The organism is Micromonospora sp. BS32, from assembly GCF_059089345.1.
Map to the genome: position 1 here is coordinate 86268 of NZ_JBSSHR010000017.1, position 19086 is coordinate 105353.

The 19086-nt window shown below is 74.9% G+C and carries 21 protein-coding genes; 9 read left to right on the plus strand and 12 right to left on the minus strand.

The annotated features are described in order from the left end of the window. Positions 1–16 precede the first annotated feature (16 nt). Positions 17–826 carry a class I SAM-dependent methyltransferase gene (locus AC5RWQ_RS23025; RefSeq protein ID WP_494284749.1) on the plus strand — a complete coding sequence of 270 codons (810 nt, stop codon included), beginning with the start codon at positions 17–19 and terminating at the stop codon, positions 824–826. Positions 827–872: 46 nt separating this feature from the next. On the opposite strand, the gene AC5RWQ_RS23030 is transcribed toward AC5RWQ_RS23025, so the two are convergent. Next, complete coding sequence (locus AC5RWQ_RS23030; RefSeq protein ID WP_494284750.1) at positions 873–1751, minus strand: NAD(P)-dependent oxidoreductase; 879 nt, start codon at positions 1749–1751, stop codon at positions 873–875. Positions 1752–1912: 161 nt separating this feature from the next. Here AC5RWQ_RS23030 and AC5RWQ_RS23035 point away from each other — a divergent pair, with 161 nt between their 5' ends. From AC5RWQ_RS23035 to AC5RWQ_RS23050, 4 genes are all read left to right on the plus strand, one after another. After that, a complete protein-coding gene (locus AC5RWQ_RS23035) occupies positions 1913–3091 on the plus strand; it encodes a sensor histidine kinase (RefSeq protein WP_494284751.1) in 1179 nt (392 codons plus the stop codon). Continuing rightward, positions 3081–4277 (plus strand): hypothetical protein, encoded by a 1197-nt coding sequence (locus tag AC5RWQ_RS23040; RefSeq protein ID WP_494284752.1) that lies wholly within the window; start codon positions 3081–3083, stop codon positions 4275–4277. The genes AC5RWQ_RS23035 and AC5RWQ_RS23040 overlap by 11 nt, the downstream gene beginning before the upstream one ends. Further along, entirely contained in the window at positions 4247–4963 is a 717-nt protein-coding gene (locus AC5RWQ_RS23045; RefSeq protein WP_494284753.1) for a response regulator, read from the plus strand. The genes AC5RWQ_RS23040 and AC5RWQ_RS23045 overlap by 31 nt, the downstream gene beginning before the upstream one ends. A 75-nt stretch (positions 4964–5038) precedes the next feature. Beyond that, positions 5039–5755: a hypothetical protein gene (locus AC5RWQ_RS23050; RefSeq protein WP_494284754.1), complete on the plus strand. Its 717-nt coding sequence runs from the start codon at positions 5039–5041 to the stop codon at positions 5753–5755. On the opposite strand, the gene AC5RWQ_RS23055 is transcribed toward AC5RWQ_RS23050, so the two are convergent. The 3 genes from AC5RWQ_RS23055 to AC5RWQ_RS23065 all read right to left on the minus strand — a co-directional run bounded on the left by AC5RWQ_RS23055 (position 5710) and on the right by AC5RWQ_RS23065 (position 8163). Further along, positions 5710–6702, minus strand: coding sequence for a GlxA family transcriptional regulator (locus tag AC5RWQ_RS23055; protein ID WP_494284755.1), 993 nt, complete (start codon positions 6700–6702; stop codon positions 5710–5712). The two genes, AC5RWQ_RS23050 and AC5RWQ_RS23055, sit on opposite strands and share 46 nt — an antisense overlap. 5 nt (positions 6703–6707) lie before the next feature. Further along, the gene (locus tag AC5RWQ_RS23060; RefSeq protein ID WP_494284756.1) at positions 6708–7316 is read right to left on the minus strand and encodes an isochorismatase family protein; all 609 of its coding nucleotides are present in this window, start codon (positions 7314–7316) and stop codon (positions 6708–6710) included. Between the two features lie 97 nt (positions 7317–7413). Next, positions 7414–8163 (minus strand): lysophospholipid acyltransferase family protein, encoded by a 750-nt coding sequence (locus tag AC5RWQ_RS23065; protein WP_494284757.1) that lies wholly within the window; start codon positions 8161–8163, stop codon positions 7414–7416. Between the two features lie 126 nt (positions 8164–8289). On the opposite strand from AC5RWQ_RS23065, the gene AC5RWQ_RS23070 reads away from it, so the two are divergent. Together AC5RWQ_RS23070 and AC5RWQ_RS23075 are read left to right on the plus strand one after the other, a co-directional pair. After that, a complete protein-coding gene (locus AC5RWQ_RS23070) occupies positions 8290–8937 on the plus strand; it encodes an alpha/beta hydrolase (RefSeq protein ID WP_494284758.1) in 648 nt (215 codons plus the stop codon). A gap of 54 nt (positions 8938–8991) precedes the next feature. Continuing rightward, on the plus strand, positions 8992–9354 hold the full coding sequence (locus AC5RWQ_RS23075) for a VOC family protein (protein ID WP_494284759.1): 363 nt from the start codon (positions 8992–8994) through the stop codon (positions 9352–9354). 25 nt (positions 9355–9379) lie between these two features. On the opposite strand, the gene AC5RWQ_RS23080 is transcribed toward AC5RWQ_RS23075, so the two are convergent. Both AC5RWQ_RS23080 and AC5RWQ_RS23085 read right to left on the minus strand, forming a co-directional pair. Then, a complete protein-coding gene (locus AC5RWQ_RS23080) occupies positions 9380–11440 on the minus strand; it encodes an amylo-alpha-1,6-glucosidase (RefSeq protein ID WP_494284760.1) in 2061 nt (686 codons plus the stop codon). Then, positions 11440–11811 (minus strand): SCP2 sterol-binding domain-containing protein, encoded by a 372-nt coding sequence (locus tag AC5RWQ_RS23085; protein ID WP_494284761.1) that lies wholly within the window; start codon positions 11809–11811, stop codon positions 11440–11442. The genes AC5RWQ_RS23080 and AC5RWQ_RS23085 overlap by 1 nt, the downstream gene beginning before the upstream one ends. Before the next feature lie 152 nt (positions 11812–11963). Between AC5RWQ_RS23085 and AC5RWQ_RS23090 the strand changes: the two genes are divergently transcribed. Continuing rightward, entirely contained in the window at positions 11964–13070 is a 1107-nt protein-coding gene (locus AC5RWQ_RS23090; RefSeq protein ID WP_494284762.1) for a DNA glycosylase AlkZ-like family protein, read from the plus strand. 79 nt (positions 13071–13149) lie between these two features. Here AC5RWQ_RS23090 and AC5RWQ_RS23095 read toward each other — a convergent pair whose 3' ends face one another. The 5 genes from AC5RWQ_RS23095 to AC5RWQ_RS23115 all read right to left on the minus strand — a co-directional run bounded on the left by AC5RWQ_RS23095 (position 13150) and on the right by AC5RWQ_RS23115 (position 18057). Beyond that, a complete protein-coding gene (locus tag AC5RWQ_RS23095) occupies positions 13150–13566 on the minus strand; it encodes a CBS domain-containing protein (RefSeq protein WP_494284763.1) in 417 nt (138 codons plus the stop codon). 94 nt (positions 13567–13660) lie between these two features. Continuing rightward, the gene (locus tag AC5RWQ_RS23100; protein WP_494284764.1) at positions 13661–14101 is read right to left on the minus strand and encodes a PPOX class F420-dependent oxidoreductase; all 441 of its coding nucleotides are present in this window, start codon (positions 14099–14101) and stop codon (positions 13661–13663) included. 222 nt (positions 14102–14323) lie between these two features. Next, a complete protein-coding gene (locus AC5RWQ_RS23105; protein ID WP_494284765.1) occupies positions 14324–15349 on the minus strand; it encodes an aspartate-semialdehyde dehydrogenase in 1026 nt (341 codons plus the stop codon). A gap of 72 nt (positions 15350–15421) precedes the next feature. After that, entirely contained in the window at positions 15422–16768 is a 1347-nt protein-coding gene (locus AC5RWQ_RS23110; RefSeq protein ID WP_494284766.1) for a M16 family metallopeptidase, read from the minus strand. Then, on the minus strand, positions 16765–18057 hold the full coding sequence (locus AC5RWQ_RS23115) for a M16 family metallopeptidase (protein WP_494284767.1): 1293 nt from the start codon (positions 18055–18057) through the stop codon (positions 16765–16767). The genes AC5RWQ_RS23110 and AC5RWQ_RS23115 overlap by 4 nt, the downstream gene beginning before the upstream one ends. Before the next feature lie 100 nt (positions 18058–18157). On the opposite strand from AC5RWQ_RS23115, the gene AC5RWQ_RS23120 reads away from it, so the two are divergent. Beyond that, positions 18158–18898, plus strand: coding sequence for a phosphodiesterase (locus AC5RWQ_RS23120; RefSeq protein WP_494284768.1), 741 nt, complete (start codon positions 18158–18160; stop codon positions 18896–18898). Here AC5RWQ_RS23120 and AC5RWQ_RS23125 read toward each other — a convergent pair. Next, positions 18865–19080 carry a hypothetical protein gene (locus AC5RWQ_RS23125; RefSeq protein WP_334487427.1) on the minus strand — a complete coding sequence of 72 codons (216 nt, stop codon included), beginning with the start codon at positions 19078–19080 and terminating at the stop codon, positions 18865–18867. The two genes, AC5RWQ_RS23120 and AC5RWQ_RS23125, sit on opposite strands and share 34 nt — an antisense overlap. Positions 19081–19086: the final 6 nt, after the last annotated feature.

The following is a 19086-nucleotide window of genomic DNA, read 5'->3' on the forward strand; positions in this document are numbered from 1 at the left end:
GATCCAGCATCGACGGATGACCGCGATCCGACCGCCCGAACCCGATATCCGCCGCTACTACACGGAGGTGTTCGACGAGGCCGGGCGGCTGGGCCGCAGCCCGCAGGGGCGGCTGGAGGAGCTGCGTACCCGGGAACTGCTGGCCCGGCTGCTGCCCCCGCCCCCGGCGACGGTCCTCGACCTCGGCGGCGGTCCCGGCGCGTACGCCGGCTGGCTGACCGCCGCCGGGCACCCGGTGCACCTGGTCGACCTGGTCCCGGCGCACGCCGTGGCGGCTCGCCGCGACCACCCGGTGGCCAGCGCCAGCGTCGGCGACGCTCGGCGGCTGCCGTTCACCGCCGACGCCGTGGACGCCGCCGTGCTGCTCGGTCCGCTGTACCACCTGACCAGCCGGGCCGAGCGGGTCGCCGCGCTGCGGGAGGCCGCCCGGGTCACCCGCCCCGGTGGCCCGGTGCTGGCCGCCGCGATCAGCCGGAACGCCCCGCTGATCGACATGGTCGGCAAGGGCCGGGTGGACGGCCTCACCCGCCCGGCGCTGCTGGAGTCCTACGCCACGGGGGTGAACGACTCGGCCAACGGCTTCACCACCGCCTACTTCCACCGGCCCGAGCAGCTGGTCGACGAGTTCACCGCCGCCGGGCTGCCGCGGCCCACCGTGTACGGCATCGAGGGTCCACTCTGGCCGGTGCTGAACGCGCTCGACGTCGGCGAGGATGCCTCGATGTTCCGGGAGGCGCTCGGGTGCGCGCGGGCGTTCGAGACGGACCCGGCGGTGCTCGGCGCCAGCTCCCACCTGCTCGCCGTGGCCACGGTGGTCGCCGGCTGACCGGTCAGGCTGGTCGGGGGGGGAGGAGGGCGGGCCGGCTGACCGGTCAGGCGTCGCGCATCCACACCGGCAGGGCCCGGGTGTCGTGCTGGCCGTGCCCTGCCGCGTGCGCCGACTCGCCGACGGCCCGCGCGGCGTCGACCAGCGGCAGCCGGGGTTCCACGTCGAGGCAGAGCCGCAGGTCCTTGGTGAGCATGTCGACGGTGAAACCGGCCCTCTCCGGCGGCCCCTGGTCGAGGATCTGGCGTACGGCCGGGAACGCCGCGCCGAGCGGGCCGTCGCCGACCAGTTCGGCCACCACGTCGGCGGGCAGGTCAAGGCGGTCGGCAAGCCGCAGCGCGTCGCCGATGCCGGCGAGCGCCAGGCCCAGGGTGAGGTTGCGGACCAGCTTCGCGGCGCTGCCCGCCCCGGTGGGGCCGACGTGCCGCACCTTCGCCGGGTCGCCCCAGAGCTCCAGCAGCGGGCGGGCCTCCTCGACATCCTCGGCCGCGCCCCCGGCGAGCACCCCGAGGGTACCCTCGGTGGCCGGGCCGACCGAGCCGTAGACCGGCGCGTCGACGTGCCGCAGCCCGCGCCCGCGCAGCGCCTCGGCGGCGCGTTTCGAGGCGTCCGGGCCGACGGTGCTGGCGTCCACCACGAGGGTGCCGGGGGCAGCGCCGGCGACCACCCCGTCGGCGCCGAGCAGCACGGCCTCCACCGCCGCCGGGTCGGCGAGCATCAGCACCACCACGTCCCGGTCGGCGGCGGCCTCGGCCGGCGTACCGGCCACGGTGGCGCCCGCGGCGGCGAGCGAGTCGGCTTTGCCGGCGCTCCGGTTCCAGACGGTCAGGTCGTGGCCGGCGTCGAGGACGTGCCGGGCCATCGGAGTGCCCATCCGGCCGAGTCCGAGGAAGGCGACCCGTGGCCGCCGCGCTGCGTTGGTCATCCTCGCAGTCAACCGCACCCGGCGGCCGCCCGTCGGGTAGAACCGCCAGCGACGTGCCGCGTACCGAGGGTGATCGTCGTGCGGCTTTCGTGCTATTCTCCGACGTCGATGCACCGCCGTGCGGACCCGGACGGGTCGCTGCCCGAAGGACACCCTCCCCGATGTCGGCCGTACCCGCCCCGACCTCGTCGCCGTCGCTGCTGGATCGGCCGGCCGGCGGCGCGTTCCACCGCATCTTCACCACCCTGCCGGCGCTGCTCCGGCTCACCTGCGGGCTGGTCGGCGCGGCTGCCGCGCTGGCCGTGCGCACCCCGCCGGTCCGGGCCGGCCTGCTGCTGGCCACGGTCGCCGGCCTCACCGGCTGGTCGGTTCTCTACGCCGTCCGGGCGCTGCGCCGCGGCATCGGCCCGGCGCTGATCGCCGGGGACGTCACGCTCACCACGGCGGCCTGCCTGCTGATCCCGTGGCTGGTCGCGCCGGAGGTGCTGCCCGGCGAGGGGAGCTGGATCGCGGTGCTGGCCAGCACCACCGTGATCAACGCGCAGGCGACCGCGCCGGCCCGCTGGTCGGTGCCGTTGGGGCTGGCGGTCACCGCGGCCTACGTGACCGGTACGCGAGCCGCCGGCAACCCGGTCGAGGCGGGCGCCCACGCGGCGACCCTGCTCGGGCAGACCGCTCTGGCGGCGCTGATGACCGCGGTGATGCGCCGCTGGATCGGGCGGGCCGACCGGGCCTTCGCCGACTACCAGGGGCTGCACCGGGACGCGCTGGTCGCTCGGGCGGCCCGCGCCGCGGAACGCCGGCAGAACCGGGACCTGCACGACACCGTGCTGGCCACGCTCACCATGGTGGGGCTGGGTGCGGTACCCGACGGGTCGTCTGCGCTGCGCGCGCGGGCCGCCGCCGACCTGCGTACCCTCGTCGGTCTCGCCGACGCCCGGTCCACCTCGGACGGCGGGCCGGTCGCGGTCGAGGAGCGGTTGCGGGAGGTGCTCGCCGCCCACCCGGAGCTGCCGGTCGCCGCCGAACTGACGCCCTGCACGGCGCCCGCCGAGGTGGCCACGGCGCTGGCCGACGCCACCGCCGCCGCGCTGGCCAATGTGGCCCGGCACGCGCCGGGATCGACCTGCGTGCTGCGCCTGCGGCCCGACGCCGGCGCCGTGGTGGTCGAGATCGTCGACGACGGCCCGGGTTTCGACCCGGCCACCGTCCCGGCCCACCGGTACGGGCTGCGCGAGTCGGTCCGCGCCCGGCTGGCCGAGGTGGGTGGACGCGCGGAGGTGACCTCCGCCCCTGGCGCCGGCACCCGGATCAGGCTGGACTGGCCGAATGTCGGCTGACCTCGGCGCGGCGCGGGTGGTCGTACCCCGGGCCGGGCCGGCCCGGACGGGCGGTGAGCGGCCCACGAGCGGTGCCGGCCCGGCGGTGGAGGTGGCCCGCGCCTCCGACCGGGGCGCCCGGATCGCGGCCGTCGTGATCGCGCTGGTGTGGCACCTCGCGATCGGCCTGCCGGCGCTGCTCGGCGCCTGGGCCGCGCTGGCCGCGCCGGCGGTGGTCGGTGCCGGCTGGCTGGTCGCGGCCGCGGCCGGCGGGTACGCCGGCGCCCGGCTGCTGCGCGGTCCCCCGCTGCCGGTCGGGCCGCTGGTCGCCGTGCTGCTGGCGGTCGACGCGGCGGTCTTCGCGGCGGCCGGGGAGCGGCAGCTCTTCACCGCGGCGAACTGGGTGTGGAGCGGGCTGGGCTGGTTCTTCGTGGTGGCGCTCTGGGGGCGCCGGATCCACTGGCTGGTGGCCCTGCTCGCCGCCCACTCGCTGATCGCGCTCGCCGCGGTGGTGGGCCTGGGCGCCACCGCCCCCGCCGACCTGACCCGGTACGCGATGTACGCCTACGGCGTCTCGTCCCTGCCGGTGGCGGTCTTCACCGGCGCGGTGGCCATCTCCGCGCTCGCCCGGCAGCGCGCCGACACCGCGGCGGCGGCCCTGGCGGTGGCCGCCGAGCGGGACGCCGCCGAACGGGCCCGGGAGGAGCGGCGGGCCCGGCTGGCCGCCGTCGGCGGGGACGCCGAGGCGGTGCTGGCCGAGCTGGCCGACGGGCACGCCGACCCGGCGGACCCCCGGGTGCAGCGGCGCTGCGTGCTGGCCGCGGCCCGGCTGCGCCGGTTGATCGCCGAGTCGGACGACGTGCCGGACCCGCTGCTGCACGAGCTGCGCGCCGCCGCCGACCTGGCCGAGCGGAACGGCCTGCCGATCGAGCTGGTCGCGATCGGCGCTCCCCCGCCGCTGCCGGTGGCGGTCCGCCGTCGGCTGGCCGACCCGCTCACCGCCGCCCTGGCCGACGCGACCGGGTGGGCCCGGCTCACCGTGGTCGCCGGCCCGGACGACGTGACGGTCAGTCTGGTGACCCCCGAGGTGGACGGCCCGGAGGCGACCGGGCCGCCGCTGCCGGCCGGCGCGGACGGTCAGGTCGAGTACGTGCACGAGCGGGACGGGGAGATCAGGTGGACGCAGACCCGGTGGTGCAGGACGTGAGCGCCCAGCGCCCGGTCGGGGTGTCGATCGTGGACGACCATCCGGTGGTCGTCGACGGGGTACGGGCGTGGCTGTCCACCGAGCCCCGGCTGCGGGTGCTGGCCACCGGCGACGACCCGGACGCCGTGCTGCGGGCCGCGCCGGACGCCGACGTGATCCTGCTCGACCTGCGGCTGCACGGGCGGATGGTGATCGACAAGCTGGCCGAGCTGAGCGCCGCCGGCCGGCGGGTGGTGGTCTACTCGGAGCACACCGATCCGGCCACCATGCTCGCCGCGCTGGACGCCGGGGCGGCGGCGTTCCTGGCCAAGCACGAGGGGCGGGAGCACTGCGTGGCCACCGTCCTGGCGGCGGCCAGCGACCGCCCGTACGTGCCGCCGGCGCTGGCCGGGGCGATGGTGGGCGACCCGCGGCCGGACCGGCCGGCGCTGTCGGACAAGGAGCGCGAGGCGCTGCTGCTGTGGTTCCAGTCCATGTCGAAGGCGTCGGTGGCGCGCCGGATGCGGATCAGCGAGCACACCGTGAAGCAGTACGTGGACCGGGCGCGGATCAAGTACACCCGGGCCGGGCGACCGGCGGCCACCAAGGCGGCGCTGCTGGCCCGGGCGATCGAGGACGGGCTCGTCCGTCCGGAGGAGATCGGCATCTACCGGTCCCAAGCGGCTGCCGACCGGCCGACCCCCTAACGGGTGTCATGACAGCCCCGGCGGGGTCGGCGAGGCTTACCGGCAGGAGGACCAACTGCCCGGGAGGTCGTGCCGATGCGCGAGGACGCGTCCCCGTTCTTCATCGCACCGCACCGCTTCGACGCGCCGGACGACGAGCTGCGGCCCGTGCTGGACCGGAGCCACGAGCTGGTCCCGGAGCCGGGTGAGCGGGTGCTCGGTCGGGTCCGGGTTCCGGTGGCGGGTTGCCTGCTCAGCCCCACCGGCGCGCGCCGGCACTGGGCGCTGCCGGTGCCGGCGACGGTGACCGTCACCGACCGGCGGCTGGCGTACGCCTGCACCGGCGGGGAGCTCTCCGTGGTCGCCGGGCGGGGCGACCGGACGTACGCCCGGCACCGGCGCGCGGTCCGGCTGCCCCGCCTGGTCAGCGGGCAGGTCCGCTGGCAGTGGCCGTCCCGGCTGGAGCTGTCGGCCGACGCGCCGACGGAGGAGGGCGACGGGGAACTGCTGATCGTCTGCGACGCGCTGCGCACCATCCAGCAGCCGACCCTCGCGCTGGCCGGCCCGGTCGGGACGGTCACCGAGCTGGCTCGGCTGGTCCGCCGGTCGGTGGCCTGGTTCCGGCTGGCCCATCCGGAGCTGGTGGAGCTGGCGCCCCCGGAGCGGGACGTGCTGATCCGGCGAACCAACGCCGCGCCGCTGACCGGTGAGGCACGGGTGACGCTGCCCGGCTCGCTGCCGGTGGAGTTCCTCTCCCGGGAGGACTACTACCGGACCCCGGAGCCGTCGACCCGGGGCGTGGTCGGCGGCTGAGCCGGCGGGGCCGGAGTAGCGGCCGACGCCCCGGTCGGTGGCCGGGTCCGGGCCCGGAGCCGGCGCAGCATCCGCGCGTCGGTGAAGCCGACGGCGCGGGCGGCGGACTCGACGGTGGCACCGTGCCCGATCAGGTGCTCGGCCCGCTCGACCCGGAGCAGCTGCTGGTAGCCGAGCGGCGTCAGCCCGGTGGCCTGCCGGAACAGCCGGGTCAGGGTGCGTTCGGCGACGCCCACGGTGGCGGCCAGGTCGGCCAGCGGCAACGGCTCGACGAACCGGCTGTCGATCAGGTCCTGGGCCCGGTGGATCGCGTCGGACAGGTGCGAGCGGTGCCGCATCATCGCGCTGGCCTGCTGCTCGTGACCGTTGCGCCGGGCGTAGACGACCAGGGTGCGGGCGACCCGGGCGGCGGCGGCCGGGCCGTGCCGGGTGGCCACCAGGTGCAGCGCCACGTCGATGCCGCTGGCGATGCCGGCCGAGGTGACCACCCGGTCGTCGACCACGTGCAGCACGTCGCGGACCACCCGTGCGGCGGGGAAGGCCCGGGCCAGGTGGTCCTGCACGTCGTGGTGGGTGGTGCAGCGCCGCCCGTCGAGCAGGCCGGCCCGGCCGAGCGCGAACGCGCCCGCGCAGACGCTGGCCACGGTGCCACCGCCGGCGTGGTGGTCGGCCAACCGTCGTAGGTCGTCCGGGCCGACCGGCCCCGCCGGGCCGTGCGCCCGCAGCCGCCAGCCGGGTACGACGATCAGGTCGCCCTGGTCGAGTTCGGGCCACTCGGTGGCCGCGCCCAGCGCCACGCCCTGCACGGTCGGCACGGTCGGCCGGTCGGCGACGTAGTGCAGTTGATAGTCGTACCCGTCGTCGGCGGCGGCGGAGAAGACCTGCGCCGGGCCGGCCAGATCCAGCAGGTGCAGCTGCGGGACCAGCAGGAACACGACCCGGGCCACCGCGGTCAGGCTCCGGCGCCGGCCGGCACGGCGCCGGTGACCTCGTCGACGGTGCGGACGGTGGCGAACCGGCCGGCCAGCGCGTACTCGGTCCGGGCGATCATCTCGTCGGTGCCGAGCGTGCGCGGGTCGGCAAGGATCTCCGCCCAGGTGGCCGAGGCCGGCAGGTCCCGGTGCGGGGTCGGGAAGGTGACCGTCGCGTCGGTCACGAAGGTCATCTCGTAGCCGAGGTCGCAGCCGACCCGGGTGGTGGTCTCCACGCACTGCTCGGTCCGGATGCCGCAGACGGTCAGCTCGCGGATGCCCGCCATCGTGAGCAGCTGCTGCAGGTGGGTGGTGGTGAAGGCGTTGTGCGAGGTCTTGGTCAGCGTCGGCTCCCCGGCGCGCGGTGCCAGCCCGTCGATCAACCGGACGTGGCCGAGCGCGGGGTCGAAGACGTCACCGGTGCCGGGCTCGGCGTGCAGGACCCAGACCACCAGGTCGCCGCGCCGCCGGGCCGCGTCGACGAGCCGGTTGACGTCGTCGACGATGTCGGGGTTCGAGGCGTACGCCCAGCTCGGGCGGTGGCGGAACGACTCCTGGACGTCGATCACGATCAGTGCTGCTCTGCTCATGCGGTAGATCCTGGCCGGGTGGACGCCGGGGCGGCAGACACCATCCTGCCCGGATGCGGAACGATCCGGCCACCCGCGGCGGCGCTCGACCGGCCGGTCAGGAGGCGGCGGGCCGGCGGGGGCGCCGGTCCAGCTCGGCGGCCTCCTCCAGGGTCGGCGCGGTGCCCCCCAGGTGGACCGGGAGCCACCAGGAGTCCTCAGGGCCGGCCGGCTTGTCCGGGTACTCCTGCTGCGCCCGGTCGACCAGGGCGTTGAGGCGGCTCTTCAGCTCGGCGGTCATGGTGTTGGCGTCCGGGTACGCCGCCGGGTCCATCGGGTCGCCGATGAGGATGGTGATCGGGGTGTGCCGACGGGTCAGGGTCTTCGGGCGCCCCTTGGTCCAGAGCCGCTGGGTGCCCCAGATCGCCACCGGCAGCAGCGGCACCTCGGCCTCCTGCGCCATCCGGGCGGCCCCGTTCTTGAGCTCCTTCACGGTGAACGACCGGCTGATCGTCGCCTCCGGGAAGAGGCCGACCACCTCGCCGCGCCGCAGCGCCCCCACCGCGGAGCTGTACGAGCCGGCGCCGGCCCGGCGGTCCACCGCGATGTGCTTCATGCCGCGCATCAGCGGGCCGGAGATCCGGTGCGCGAAGACCTCGTGCTTGGCCATGAACCGGACGAGCCGGCCGGACTCCTGCGCGCCGTAGCCGCAGAAGATGAAGTCGAGGTAGCTGACGTGGTTGCTGGCCATCACCGCGCCGCCGGTACGGGGGACGTGGTGGCTGCCCTCGATGGTCAGGCGCAGGTCGAGGACCCGGAACATCGTCTTGGCGGCGGCGATCACGGGCGGGTACACGAGTTCCGGCATCCGCCAACTTTACCCCGCGTAGGTTACGCAACCGTAGGGGCGATCGTCGCCTGGCTCGACCGCCCGGCTTCTGCCCGTGGCAGAGCGGGCTTCCGGAGCGCCGGCACCCGCCGGCACGATGGCGCCATGACGGCACGCGGGGTACTGCTCTGGATCCACGGCGGCGGATGGCGGGGACGGTCGGCGGAGGACGGCGCGGCGCTGACCCGGCTCGGGCTGCGGGTGGTAGCGGCCCGTTACCGCTTCGTCGACGAGGCCCGCTGGCCGGCCCAGCTCGACGACGTACGCGCGGCGGCCCGGGCGGCCCGGAACGCGGCGGGCGGAGGTCCGCTGCTGGTGGGCGGCGACTCGGCCGGCGGCACCCTGGCCCTGCACCTGGCGCTGCGCGGGATCGACCGGCCGGACGACGTGACGGCCGGGCTGGCGTACTGGCCGGCGGCCGACCCCCTAGCCGACGACTGGCACCGGCTTCGGGCCGACGACGACCCGTGGGCCGGGCTGATCGGTCACCGGCCGACCGCCGGGGACCCGGCGACCGTCGACTCGACCGTCGCCACCCACCTCGGCAACCGGGTGCCCGTGCTGCTGGTGCAGGGCGCCGACGACATGGCCGTTCCGGTCAGCCAGGCGGTGACCCTCACCGGCGCGCTGCTCGCGTCCGGGCACCCCACCCACACCTGGATCACCCACGGCGGGCACGCCCTGCCGCTGGACCGGCCGGACGTCCTGGCGGCCACCGCCGCCTTCCTCGACACCGTGCTCCCGCCCGGCTGACCGGCCCGGAAATCACCCGCCCCGGGGGGCCGGTGGACGGCTACCGTCAGCGCCATGCCGGAGCTGCACTCCATCGTGATCCACTGCCGTGACCCCTACGTCATGGCACCGTTCTGGAGCGTGGTCACCGACCTGCCGGTGGCGGCGGAGGACGAGCCGAAGCTGGCCGACCGCTCGCTCGCCCCGGGTGAGTCGGTACTGCTGCGCGACCCGCACCGGCACCGGCCGGACGTCTGGATCTCACCCGCCGACGATCTGCCCGCGCCGGGCCGGATCCACCTCGACCTGACGGGCGACGCCGAGGAGCGGGCCGCCGTGCTGGAGGCCGGTGCCACGGTGGTCCGGGAACTGCCCGACTGGACGGTGCTCGCCGACCCCGAGGGGAACGAGTTCTGCCTGCTCCCCCGCCGGCCGTGAGGCCGACGGGAGAGCAGGCGTCGGGTCAGTCGCCCAGCCGGTGCAGGTCGAGCCGGCCCCGGGCGAAGGCGTCCACCCGGCCCCACCGGCCCGGGATGTCCAGCATCTCGATCCGGCCCATGCCCACCGGCAGCACCGGCTCGACCGCCAGGTGCCCCTCGTGCGGCTCCAGCCCGAGCATCGTCCGCAGCAGCAGCAGCGGGGTGCCGGTCGACCAGGCCTGCGGGCTGCACGCCGTCGGGTACTCCACCGGGAACTTGGTCTGCTCCCGGGGGTACCCGCCGAACGCCTCCGGCAGCCGCCCGTTGAAGTACGTCGCGGCATCCAGGATGCCACTGGCGATGGCGGCCGCCTCCTCGGTGAAGCCGTACCGGCGCAGGCCCCAGGCGATGAACGAGTTGTCGAAGGGCCAGATCGTGCCGTTGTGGTAGCCGATGGGGTTGTACCGGACCTCTCCCTCGGCGAGGGTGCGTACCCCCCAGCCGGTGAAGAGCCGCGGGCCGACCAGGTGCTGGGCGATCTTCCCCGCCCGCTCGTGGTCGACGATGCCGCTCCACAGCAGGTGGCCGATGTTGGAGCTGAGCACGGCGCACTGCCGGCCGTCCGGGTCCAGGGCGAGGGCGTAGTACTCCCCGTCCTCCACCCACCAGTCCCGGTTGAACCGCTCCTTCAGCAGCGCCGCCTCCCGCTCCAGCTGCTCGGCGTAGCCGGGGTCGTCCCAGAACTCCCGGGCCATCCGGGCGGCCCGCCGCTTCGCGTCGTACGCGTACCCCTGCACCTCGCAGGTGGCCCGGGGGAACGGTGGCAGGGTGCCGTCGGAGTAGGAGATCGAGTCCCAGGAGTCCTTCCAGCACTGGTTCTCCAGGCCGGTGTCGGTGTTGCGCCGCTCGTACCAGATGTAGCCGTTGCCGACCAGGTCCGCGTAGTCGTCGACCCACTTCAGCGCGGCCCGGCACTCCCGTTCCAGCTCGCGGACCAGCGCGACGTCGCCGCTCCACTTCTCGTACTCGTCGAGCAGGATCACGAAGAGCGGGGTCGCGTCCACCGAGCCGTAGTACGGCGAGTGCGGCTGCTCCTCGAACGCGGCCGTCTCGCCGTAGCGCATCTCGTGCAGGATCCGGCCCGGGTCCTCGTCGCGGAAGTCGTCGAACCGGGTGCCCTGCAACGCGGCCAGGATCCGCAGCGTGGTCTTGGACAGTTCCGGGGCGAAGGGCAGCGCCTGCAGGCAGGTGAGGACGCTGTCCCGGCCGAACATGGTCATGAACCAGGGCAGGCCGGCGGCGGGCAGCGTCTGGCCGCCGAGGGAGAGCGGCGAGAAGCGCAGCGCCGCGAGGTCCACCAGGCTGCGCCGGTAGGTGGAGGCGATCCGGCCGTGCTCGCTGTTCACCTTGGGGGCCTTGGCGATCCACTCCTCCAGGTCGTGCTGGAGGGCGAGGCGCTCGGTGCCGTGCACCCGCAGCCCCATCCGCAGGTCCCGGCCGCCCGGACCGACCGCGTGCGTCCGCACGTCGATCGCGGTGTCCCACTGCTCGTTCGGTTCCAGGTGCACCGTGTACGCGAAGCCGTTCCGGTCGTACCGGGCCGGCATGGACGAGCCGATCACCGTCTCCCGGACGAAGTTGCCCCGGCGGTAGCCCAGCCGCAGCCGGTCCGCCTCGACCTCGGTGTAGATCTCGCCCTTCTTGTTCAGGATCTCGTCCTTGACCTGGAACAGGTCGGCGAAGTCGGACCCGACGTCCATCCGGATCTCCAGGTCCACCGCCTTCTCGTCGTGGTTGAGGATGGTCAGCGTCTCCCGGAAGCTCCCGCCCACCGAACGCTCCCGGATGACCGACAGCTTGGCGTCGATGTAGTGGGTGGCCATTCCCGGCACCAGGAAGAACCGGGCCTCGTAGTACTGGAGGTCGTCGTAGGAGAGGGCGTTGAGGCGATCACCGTTCACGGTGAGCACCCACCGGGACAGGAACCGGGTGTCGATGGAGAAGAGCCCGGTCGGCTCGCTCGGGGTCGCCTCGATGTCACCGGTGTCCTCGGAGACGACGAAGGTGTTGCCGTCCAGGATCCGGACCGTGTTGGTCTGCGCCATCAGTGCACCTCCCGCTGGAAATGCCGGCGCGGCCCGTGCGAGTGGGGCGGACTGGGGAAGATCCGCTCCACCTGGACGACCAGCCGGGCGTCACCGGTCACCGTCATGTCCCCGCGCAGCAGCGCCGCCAGGCCGTGCTCCCGCCCGGCGACGAGGTCGTCGAAGAGCGTCGGGCTGGTCCCGATGACGGTGTCCGCCTCTCGGTCCTCCTGGCTCACCTGCAGCCGCCCCCGGTCGATTTCGAGCAGCCAGTGGGTGGTCTGTGCCCCCTCGTGCAGGTCGAACCGGAGCGTCCCGGAGGTCTTCGCCAGCAGCGGCTCGTAGCCCCGCCGGTCGAGATCCTCGAAGAATCTCGTGGTCGTGTCCACCATCGGAGCCTCTCCCCCCGTAGATCCATGGCACTGCCAGGTAGCGGGGTCCCCACCGGGCATCCGGTCAACCTCGCCCGAATCGGGTGAGGCGACGCCGCCGGCTGTCGCACCGGCGCGGTAGCGTGCCGGGACAGGGCGGAACGGGAGGGCACATGGCGGGCGCTACGCCGCAGGTCCACCGGGGTCAGGTGCTCGCCCACCGGGCGCGGGCCCAGCAGCTCCACCGCCCGGGCGGGCTGCGCCCGGCCGAGCTGGCGGTGCTCGACATCGGCGTGCAGGACACCCCGTACGGCTCGGCCCGGCAGGCGCTGGCCGCCCGCGGGGTCACCGACCTCGACGATGACCGCCTGACGCTGGTCTGGTCCACCCGGGGAGCGCCGCACCTGCACCGCACGGCCGAGCTGGCGACGCTGACCGCCGCGCTCTGGCCGCTGAGCGACGCCGACGCGGCCCGCCGCATCGCCGGGCAGATCCGCGACGGCGCGCGGCTGGGGCGCGCCGCGTTCCACGCCGCGGCCGAGGCGTTCCGCGCGGTGGTCACCGCCCCGATGGCCCGGGGCGAGGTGAGCCGGGCGGTCAGCGCGCGGATCCCCGACGCGTTGAACTACGACTGTCGCGCCTGTGCGTCCCGGCACGTCTCGGGTTCGCTGTTCCAGCAGGCCGGCCTGGCCGGCGGGGTACGCCTCGCGGTGACCGGTCGGGCCGCCACCCTGCTGCCGCGCGACGAGCGGCCGGCGCCGCCGGAGCGGGCCGCCGGCACCGACGAGCTGGTCCTGGCCTGCCTGCGGCTGCTCGGCCCGGCCACCGTCGCCGACATCGCCGGCTTCCTCGGCACCTCCCCAACCGAGCTGCGCACGGTGTGGCCGGCCGACCGGCTCACCGAGGTGCGGGTGGACGACCGGAGGGCCTGGCTGCCCGGCGACCAGCTCGACGCGCTGCTGGCGGCGGCGCCGCTCGACGGGGTGCGGCTGCTGCCACCCGGCGACCCCTTCCTGCAGGCCCGCGACCGCGAGGTCCTGGTGACCGAGCCGGCCCACCGGGCCGAGCTCTGGCGGGTGCTCGGCAACCCGGGAGCCGTGCTGGTCGACGGCGAGATCCGGGGCACGTGGCGGGTGAAGCAGGCCGGCCGGGGCCGGTTGGAACTCACGGTCACCCCGTTCGCCGCGCTCCCGAAGCGCGCCGTCTCGCAGCTGGAGGCCGAGGCGGAGACGGTACGGGTCGCCCGCGCCGCGTCCGAGGTGACCGTCAGGTGCGACTGAGCCGGCGCTCCCGGCCCGGCTGGACGAGCGACGCCGGCCCCGGGAATCCAGGGGCCGGCGTCGTACCGGGGCGGACAGGTCAGTTGTTCGGATCGTCGGCGCTGATGTCCGCCAGCACCGACTGGGGTTCGCGCTCCACCGCGAGGTCGCCCATCGACACCAGGCCGACCAGGCGGCCGTCGTCGATCACCGGCAACCGGCGTACGGCGTAGGTGCGCATCAGGTCGGCCGCGGCGACCGCGTCGTCGTACTGGCTGACCGTCTTCACGTCCTTGGTGGTGACCTGGTTGAGTCGGGCGGTGTTCGGGTCCATGCCCTCGGCGACGCCCCGGACCGTGATGTCCCGGTCCGTCACGATGCCGACGATGCTGTCCCCGTCGGTCACCACCACGTCGCCGATCGCGCTGTCCCGCATCTCCTGCGCCGCCGCGGTGAGCGTGTCGTTGCCGTCCATCGTCACCAACCGGGTCGTCATGAATTCTCCGACCGTTGTCATGGTGCTCCCCTCTCGGTGTCGGCACGCCCCGTCTACCCGCCGCCCCCGAGCAGGTAACGCCGACCTACGTGGCGGTGCGGCTCACCCGTCGGGCTCAGCCGCGTGGCGGCATGCCGTAGACCCGCTCGACGTGCAACCGCAGCACCAGCCGCCCCTCGGCGACCATCGCGGCCCGGAAGTCGTCCCAGTCGGGGTGCTCGCCCTGGACCGCCCGATACAGCCCGACGAGCTCCTCCACGGTCGGGTCGTCGGGGCGCTGCGCGACCGGGGTCAGCTCCGCCCGCGCCTCCGCCACCGCGTACGCCCAGCCGTCGTCGCTGCTGACGTGGAAGCTGGCGCGGGGGTCGCGGCGCAGGTTGGCGGTCTTGGCCCGGCCGTCGGTCACCGAGACCCGGATCAGCCCGTGCTCCTGGTCGAAGGAGTAGACCACGTTGGACAGTTGGGGCCGCCCGTCGCGCTTGATGGTGGCCAGCACGCCGAGCCAGCGGCCGGCGATCAGGTCGGTCAGGGCCTGCGTGGTCTCGTCGTCCGCCATGTCGTCCTCCAACTCGTCGGTCCCGGTGGCTCCATCCCACCGCACCGGCGGCCGTTGCGCGACGCTGCCGCGCGGCGCGGCGCGGCGGACGACGCAACCATCACGGACGGCGGAGGGGAACGATGACGGAAAGAGCGATATGACTCCCGGTCATATTCATGACGGGGAGTCATATCGCTCTTCAGAACATCGTTCCGCGGGCCCGCACCGCCACCGCGCGGGTCAGCGGCGCTCGGCCGCCACCAGCTCGGCGAGCTGCACGGCGTTGAGCGCGGCCCCCTTGCGCAGGTTGTCGTTGGCGCAGAAGAGCGCCAGACCGTGCTCGACGGTCTCGTCGGCGCGGATCCGGCCCACGTAGGTCGGGTCCTGGCCGGCCGCCTCCAGCGGCGTAGGCACGTCCGACAGCGCCACGCCGGGCGCGCCGTCGAGCAGCTCACGGGCCCGCTGCGGGGTGATCGGCCGGGCGAAGCGGGCGTTGATCTGGAGCGAGTGACCGGTGAAGACCGGTACCCGGACGCAGGTGCCGGAGACCTTGAGCCCGGGGATTTCGAGGATCTTGCGGCTCTCGTTGCGCAGCTTCTGCTCCTCGTCGGTCTCGAACGAGCCGTCGTCGACGATCGAGCCGGCCAGCGGGAGCACGTTGAACGCGATCGGCCGGGCGAAGGAGCGCGGCGCGGGGAACTGCACGGCCGCGCCGTCGAAGGCCAGCGCGGCGGCGTCCTCGGCGACCTTGCGGACCTGCTCGTCCAGCTCGGCGACACCGGCCAGGCCGGCGCCGGAGACCGCCTGGTACGTGGAGACGACCAGGCTGACCAGCTCCGCCTCGACGTGCAGCGGGCGCAGCACCGGCATGGCGGCCATGGTGGTGCAGTTCGGGTTGGCGATGATGCCCTTCGGGCGGTCGGCGATGGCGTGCGGGTTCACCTCGGCCACCACCAGCGGCACGTCCGGGTCCATCCGGTACGCCGAGGAGTTGTCGATCACCACCGCGCCGGCCGCGGCGACCCGGGGTGCGAGCTCCCTGGAGGTGCCCTTGCCGGCGGAGAAGAGCACGATGTCGAGCCCGGAGAAGTCAGCCGTGGCCGCGTCCTCGACGGTCACCTCGCCGCCCCGCCAGGGCAGGGTGCGCCCGGCCGACCGCGCGGAGGCGAAGAGCCTCACCTGCTCCGCCGGGAACTCCCGCTCCGCCAGCACCTGCCGCATCACGCCACCGACCTGGCCGGTGGCACCCACAATGCCGATCCTCATGCCCGCGAGGCTACCCAGGCGGCCGGCCCGGACGGGAACGCTTTCCCACCGCCCGGACCGGTTTCCGCCCGTCTACAGCGTGGCGTCGGTCACCTCACCGAGCCCGGTCGCGGTGAGTTCATCGCGGATCACCGCGGCGTCACCCTCCACCACCAGGGTCAGCGACTCCGGGCGCAGGTGGCTGGCCGCGGCCGCCGAGACGTCCGCCACGTCGGCGGCGAGCAGCGACTCGCGCAGCCGGGCGTGGTAGTCGTCCGGCAGGTCGTGCACCACCAGGGTGGTCAGCGCCGACGCGATCGCCCGGGGGCTCTGCAACTCGACCGAGAGCTGACCGGCCCGCCAGAACCGGGCCACCGCCAGCTCGTCCTCGGTCACCCCGGAGACCTGGGTACGGGTGATCTCCCCGACCGCCTCCACCAGGGCCGGCGCGGTCACCGCCGTCTGCACCCCCGAGCTGACCGCGAAGCGGCCGAACCGGCGGGACGAGGCGAAGTCGCCCCGGATGCCGTACGTGTAGCCGCGCACCTCGCGGATCAGGTGGTTGAGCCGGGAGGTGAACGCGCCGCCGAGGACCGTGCCGGCGAGCGTCATCGGCACGTGATCCGGGTGGGCGCGGTGCGGCGACGGGTGCCCCAGCCGCAGCGTGGACTGCACCGAGCCGGGGCGGTCCACCAGGATGATCCGCCGTCCGGCCGGCATCGGCACCTCGATCGGGCCGCCCCGCTCGATCTGGCCGCCACCGGTGCCGGCGAACGCGGTCGCGCCCAGCGCGTCGAGGTCGAGACGGTCCAGGTCCCCGGCGACGATCAACGTGCCGGGGCGGATGAACCACTCCGAGTGAAAAACCGTGACGTCCTCGACGTCCAGCGCGGCCACCGAGTCGGGGTCGCCGTACAGCGGGCGGCCCCAGCGGTTGTCGGCGCCGAAAAGGTCGGCGCGGAGCACCGCGTCGGCGCGCGGGCCGGGGTTGGCCCAGTCCATCCGCAGCGCGGTCGCCTCGTCGTCGCGGACCCGGCGCACGTCGTCCGGGTCGAGCCGGGGCGTGCGGACGGCCTCGGCGAGCAGCTCCACCGCCGCGCCCAGCCGGTCCACCGGCACCTGCACGGTGACCTGGAATGAGTCCCAGTCCAGCCCGGTCACCAGCTCCGCGCCGAGCCCCTCGACGGCGAGCGCGTACGTGGTGGCGTCCCGCTGCGCGGTGCCCTCCTCCAGGGCCTTGGCCAGCACCGCGCCGAGCCCCTCCTTGCCCACCCGCTCCCGCCCCGCGCCGGCGTCGAGCAGCAGTAGCGCGACGGCGAGGTTCTGCCCGGGCAGGTGCGCGGCGACCACCCGGCCGCCGGCGACGTCGCGCCGGACCACCGTCGGGAACCGGTACGGGCGGGCGGCGCCCGGCGCGGGACGGGCGGCGATCAACGTCATGAGGTCTCCTCCGGCAGGTAGGTCAGGGTCGCCCGGTCGGCGGCGCCGAGCACCTCGGCGGCCAGTTCGGCGATCTGCTCGGCGGTTACCGCCTGCCAGGCGGGCAGCCGCTCGGCGGCCCTCGCCGGGTCGCCGAACTGGGTGGCGTACCGGCCGAGGGTGTCGGCCCGGCCGTCCACGGTGGCCATCTGTCGCCACCAGGCGGTGCTGAGCAGCGCCTTGGCCCGGTCCAGCTCGGCCGCGGTCACCGGCACGGTGGCCAGCTCGTCAACCACCTCGGCCACCCCGCTGCCGAGCCGTTCGGCGGTCACCCCGGGGCGGGCGGTGGCGGTGGCGATCAGCGGTGCCGGGCCGTGCGCCAGGTCCACCCCGTACGCCCCGACCAGGTCCGGCTGGGCGAGCCGCTCACCGTCGGCGAGCCGCTGGTAGAGCCGGCTGCCCCGGCCGCTGCCGAGCACCGTGGCGGCCACGGTGGCGACGTCGTACCCGGGGGTGCCGAACGGGTGGGTGCGGTGCGCGACGTACACCCGGGGGGCGGGCACGTCGGCGGTGACCGTCTCGACGGCGGCCGTGCCGGTGGCCGGCACGATCATTCCGGCCGGCGCGGCGGGGATGTCCCCGCGCGGCGGCAGCGCGCCGAAGTACTTGTCCGCGAGCGCGAAGACCTCGGCGGCCGGTGCGTCGCCCACGACGGTGAGCACCGCGTTGTTCGGCGCGTAGTACGTGCGGTGGAAGTCCTGGAAGGTGCCCAGGTCGGCGGCGTTCAGGTCGGCCATCGAGCCGATCGTCGCGTGGTGGTACGGGTGCCCCGGCGGGTAGAGCAGCGGAAGCAGCCGCAGCCACGCGTCGCCGTACGGGACGTTCTCGTAGCGCTGCCGGCGCTCGTTCTTGACCACCTCGCGCTGGTTGTCCAGGGTCTCCTGGGTCAGTGCGGGGACCAGGCCGCCCATCCGGTCGGCCTCCAGCCAGAGCGCCAGCTCCAGGTGCTCGGCGGGCACGGTCTCGAAGTAGTTCGTCCGGTCCGGGTTGGTGGTGGCGTTGAGCGAGCCACCGGAGCCCTGGATCAGCTTCATGTGCTCAGTCTTGGCGACGTTGACCGAGCCCTCGAACATCAGGTGTTCAAAGAGGTGGGCGAAGCCGGTCTGCCCGTGCGGCTCGTGCCGGGAGCCCACGTCGTACCAGAGGTTGACCGCGACCGCCGGCGCGGTGCGGTCCTCGCTCACGACCACGCGCAGGCCGTTGTCCAGTCGGGTGGTCTCGATGGGCCAGGGGTAACCGCTGTCGGGCATGACCCGACGCTATCCGATCTCCCGGGCGCAAAGGTGACGTGTCGGGGGTCGGCGTACGACCGGGGGCATCGACCGGCCGGCGCGGGGTACCGGAGGGGTCATGCGCGTCCCCTCCACCGTTACCCGGGCGGCCGTCGTCGCCGCCGGCGCGGCCGCCGTCCTGACCCGGCTGCGCGGCGCCCGCCTGCTGCATCCGGCCGGCCGCTCCTTCGCCGCCGAGGTGATGATCTGGGGTACGTCCGGACCGCCGACCGGCGTCGCGCTGCTCGACGAGCCGGGCCACTACCCGGCGACGGCACGGCTCTCGAAGGGCGTCCCCACCCCCGGCGGCTGGCCGGACGTGCTGGGCCTGGCGGTCCGCCTGCGCCTGCCGCAGGGGCGCCCGTTCGACCTGCTGGTCAGCTCGAGCGGCGCGGCGCCCGTGCTGCGGAACCTGCCGCTGCCCCGGCGGGGCTTCACCGGGACGTACAGCACAATCATGTCGTACCGGGTGGGCGGGCGGCGGCTCTGGCTGGCCGCGCTGGCCGACCCGGACTCGCCGGAACTGGGCCGGAGCCTGCCCGAGGTGGCCGCCGCGGTCGGGGCGGACGCGCCGCGGCTGGTGCTCGCGGTCGCGTCCGCCGTCGGTCCGTGGCGGCCGTTCGGCCAGGTCACCCTCGGTGACCAGCTCGACGCCCGCACCGACGCCGCGCTGGCCTTCGACCCGGTCGGCAACCTGCCGCCGGGCCTGCGGGTCGAGGGGCCGCTCGCCTGGCTGCGCGAGCAGACCTACGCCGGTTCCCGGCGGGCCCGGGGCGCGGCCGGCCGTCAGTCGGGGGGCTCGTTGGGGGTCACCGTCTGATCGGAGGTGCGGTGCTCCAGCACGGTGTCCGGGGCGACGTTCCGGTCCTCCTCCCGGATGTCCGACTCGGTGAGGATCGCGTCGGCCTGGGCCTGCGGGTCGTCGCTGCCCACCGCCGCCTCCTCGGGCAGCAGGTGGGCACGGGACTCCACCCGCTCCTGGTCGCTCTGTTCGTGACTCATGCCGAG

Coding starts and splice junctions, on each gene's coding strand:
- AC5RWQ_RS23025 (WP_494284749.1), top strand. CDS start 17: ATGACCGCGATCCGACCGCCCGAACCCGATATCCGCCGCTACTACACG.
- AC5RWQ_RS23030 (WP_494284750.1), bottom strand. CDS start 1,751: ATGACCAACGCAGCGCGGCGGCCACGGGTCGCCTTCCTCGGACTCGGC.
- AC5RWQ_RS23035 (WP_494284751.1), top strand. CDS start 1,913: ATGTCGGCCGTACCCGCCCCGACCTCGTCGCCGTCGCTGCTGGATCGG.
- AC5RWQ_RS23040 (WP_494284752.1), top strand. CDS start 3,081: ATGTCGGCTGACCTCGGCGCGGCGCGGGTGGTCGTACCCCGGGCCGGG.
- AC5RWQ_RS23050 (WP_494284754.1), top strand. CDS start 5,039: ATGCGCGAGGACGCGTCCCCGTTCTTCATCGCACCGCACCGCTTCGAC.
- AC5RWQ_RS23060 (WP_494284756.1), bottom strand. CDS start 7,316: ATGAGCAGAGCAGCACTGATCGTGATCGACGTCCAGGAGTCGTTCCGC.
- AC5RWQ_RS23065 (WP_494284757.1), bottom strand. CDS start 8,163: ATGCCGGAACTCGTGTACCCGCCCGTGATCGCCGCCGCCAAGACGATG.
- AC5RWQ_RS23070 (WP_494284758.1), top strand. CDS start 8,290: ATGACGGCACGCGGGGTACTGCTCTGGATCCACGGCGGCGGATGGCGG.
- AC5RWQ_RS23075 (WP_494284759.1), top strand. CDS start 8,992: ATGCCGGAGCTGCACTCCATCGTGATCCACTGCCGTGACCCCTACGTC.
- AC5RWQ_RS23080 (WP_494284760.1), bottom strand. CDS start 11,440: ATGGCGCAGACCAACACGGTCCGGATCCTGGACGGCAACACCTTCGTC.
- AC5RWQ_RS23085 (WP_494284761.1), bottom strand. CDS start 11,811: ATGGTGGACACGACCACGAGATTCTTCGAGGATCTCGACCGGCGGGGC.
- AC5RWQ_RS23090 (WP_494284762.1), top strand. CDS start 11,964: ATGGCGGGCGCTACGCCGCAGGTCCACCGGGGTCAGGTGCTCGCCCAC.
- AC5RWQ_RS23095 (WP_494284763.1), bottom strand. CDS start 13,566: ATGACAACGGTCGGAGAATTCATGACGACCCGGTTGGTGACGATGGAC.
- AC5RWQ_RS23100 (WP_494284764.1), bottom strand. CDS start 14,101: ATGGCGGACGACGAGACCACGCAGGCCCTGACCGACCTGATCGCCGGC.
- AC5RWQ_RS23105 (WP_494284765.1), bottom strand. CDS start 15,349: ATGAGGATCGGCATTGTGGGTGCCACCGGCCAGGTCGGTGGCGTGATG.
- AC5RWQ_RS23110 (WP_494284766.1), bottom strand. CDS start 16,768: ATGACGTTGATCGCCGCCCGTCCCGCGCCGGGCGCCGCCCGCCCGTAC.
- AC5RWQ_RS23115 (WP_494284767.1), bottom strand. CDS start 18,057: ATGCCCGACAGCGGTTACCCCTGGCCCATCGAGACCACCCGACTGGAC.
- AC5RWQ_RS23120 (WP_494284768.1), top strand. CDS start 18,158: ATGCGCGTCCCCTCCACCGTTACCCGGGCGGCCGTCGTCGCCGCCGGC.
- AC5RWQ_RS23125 (WP_334487427.1), bottom strand. CDS start 19,080: ATGAGTCACGAACAGAGCGACCAGGAGCGGGTGGAGTCCCGTGCCCAC.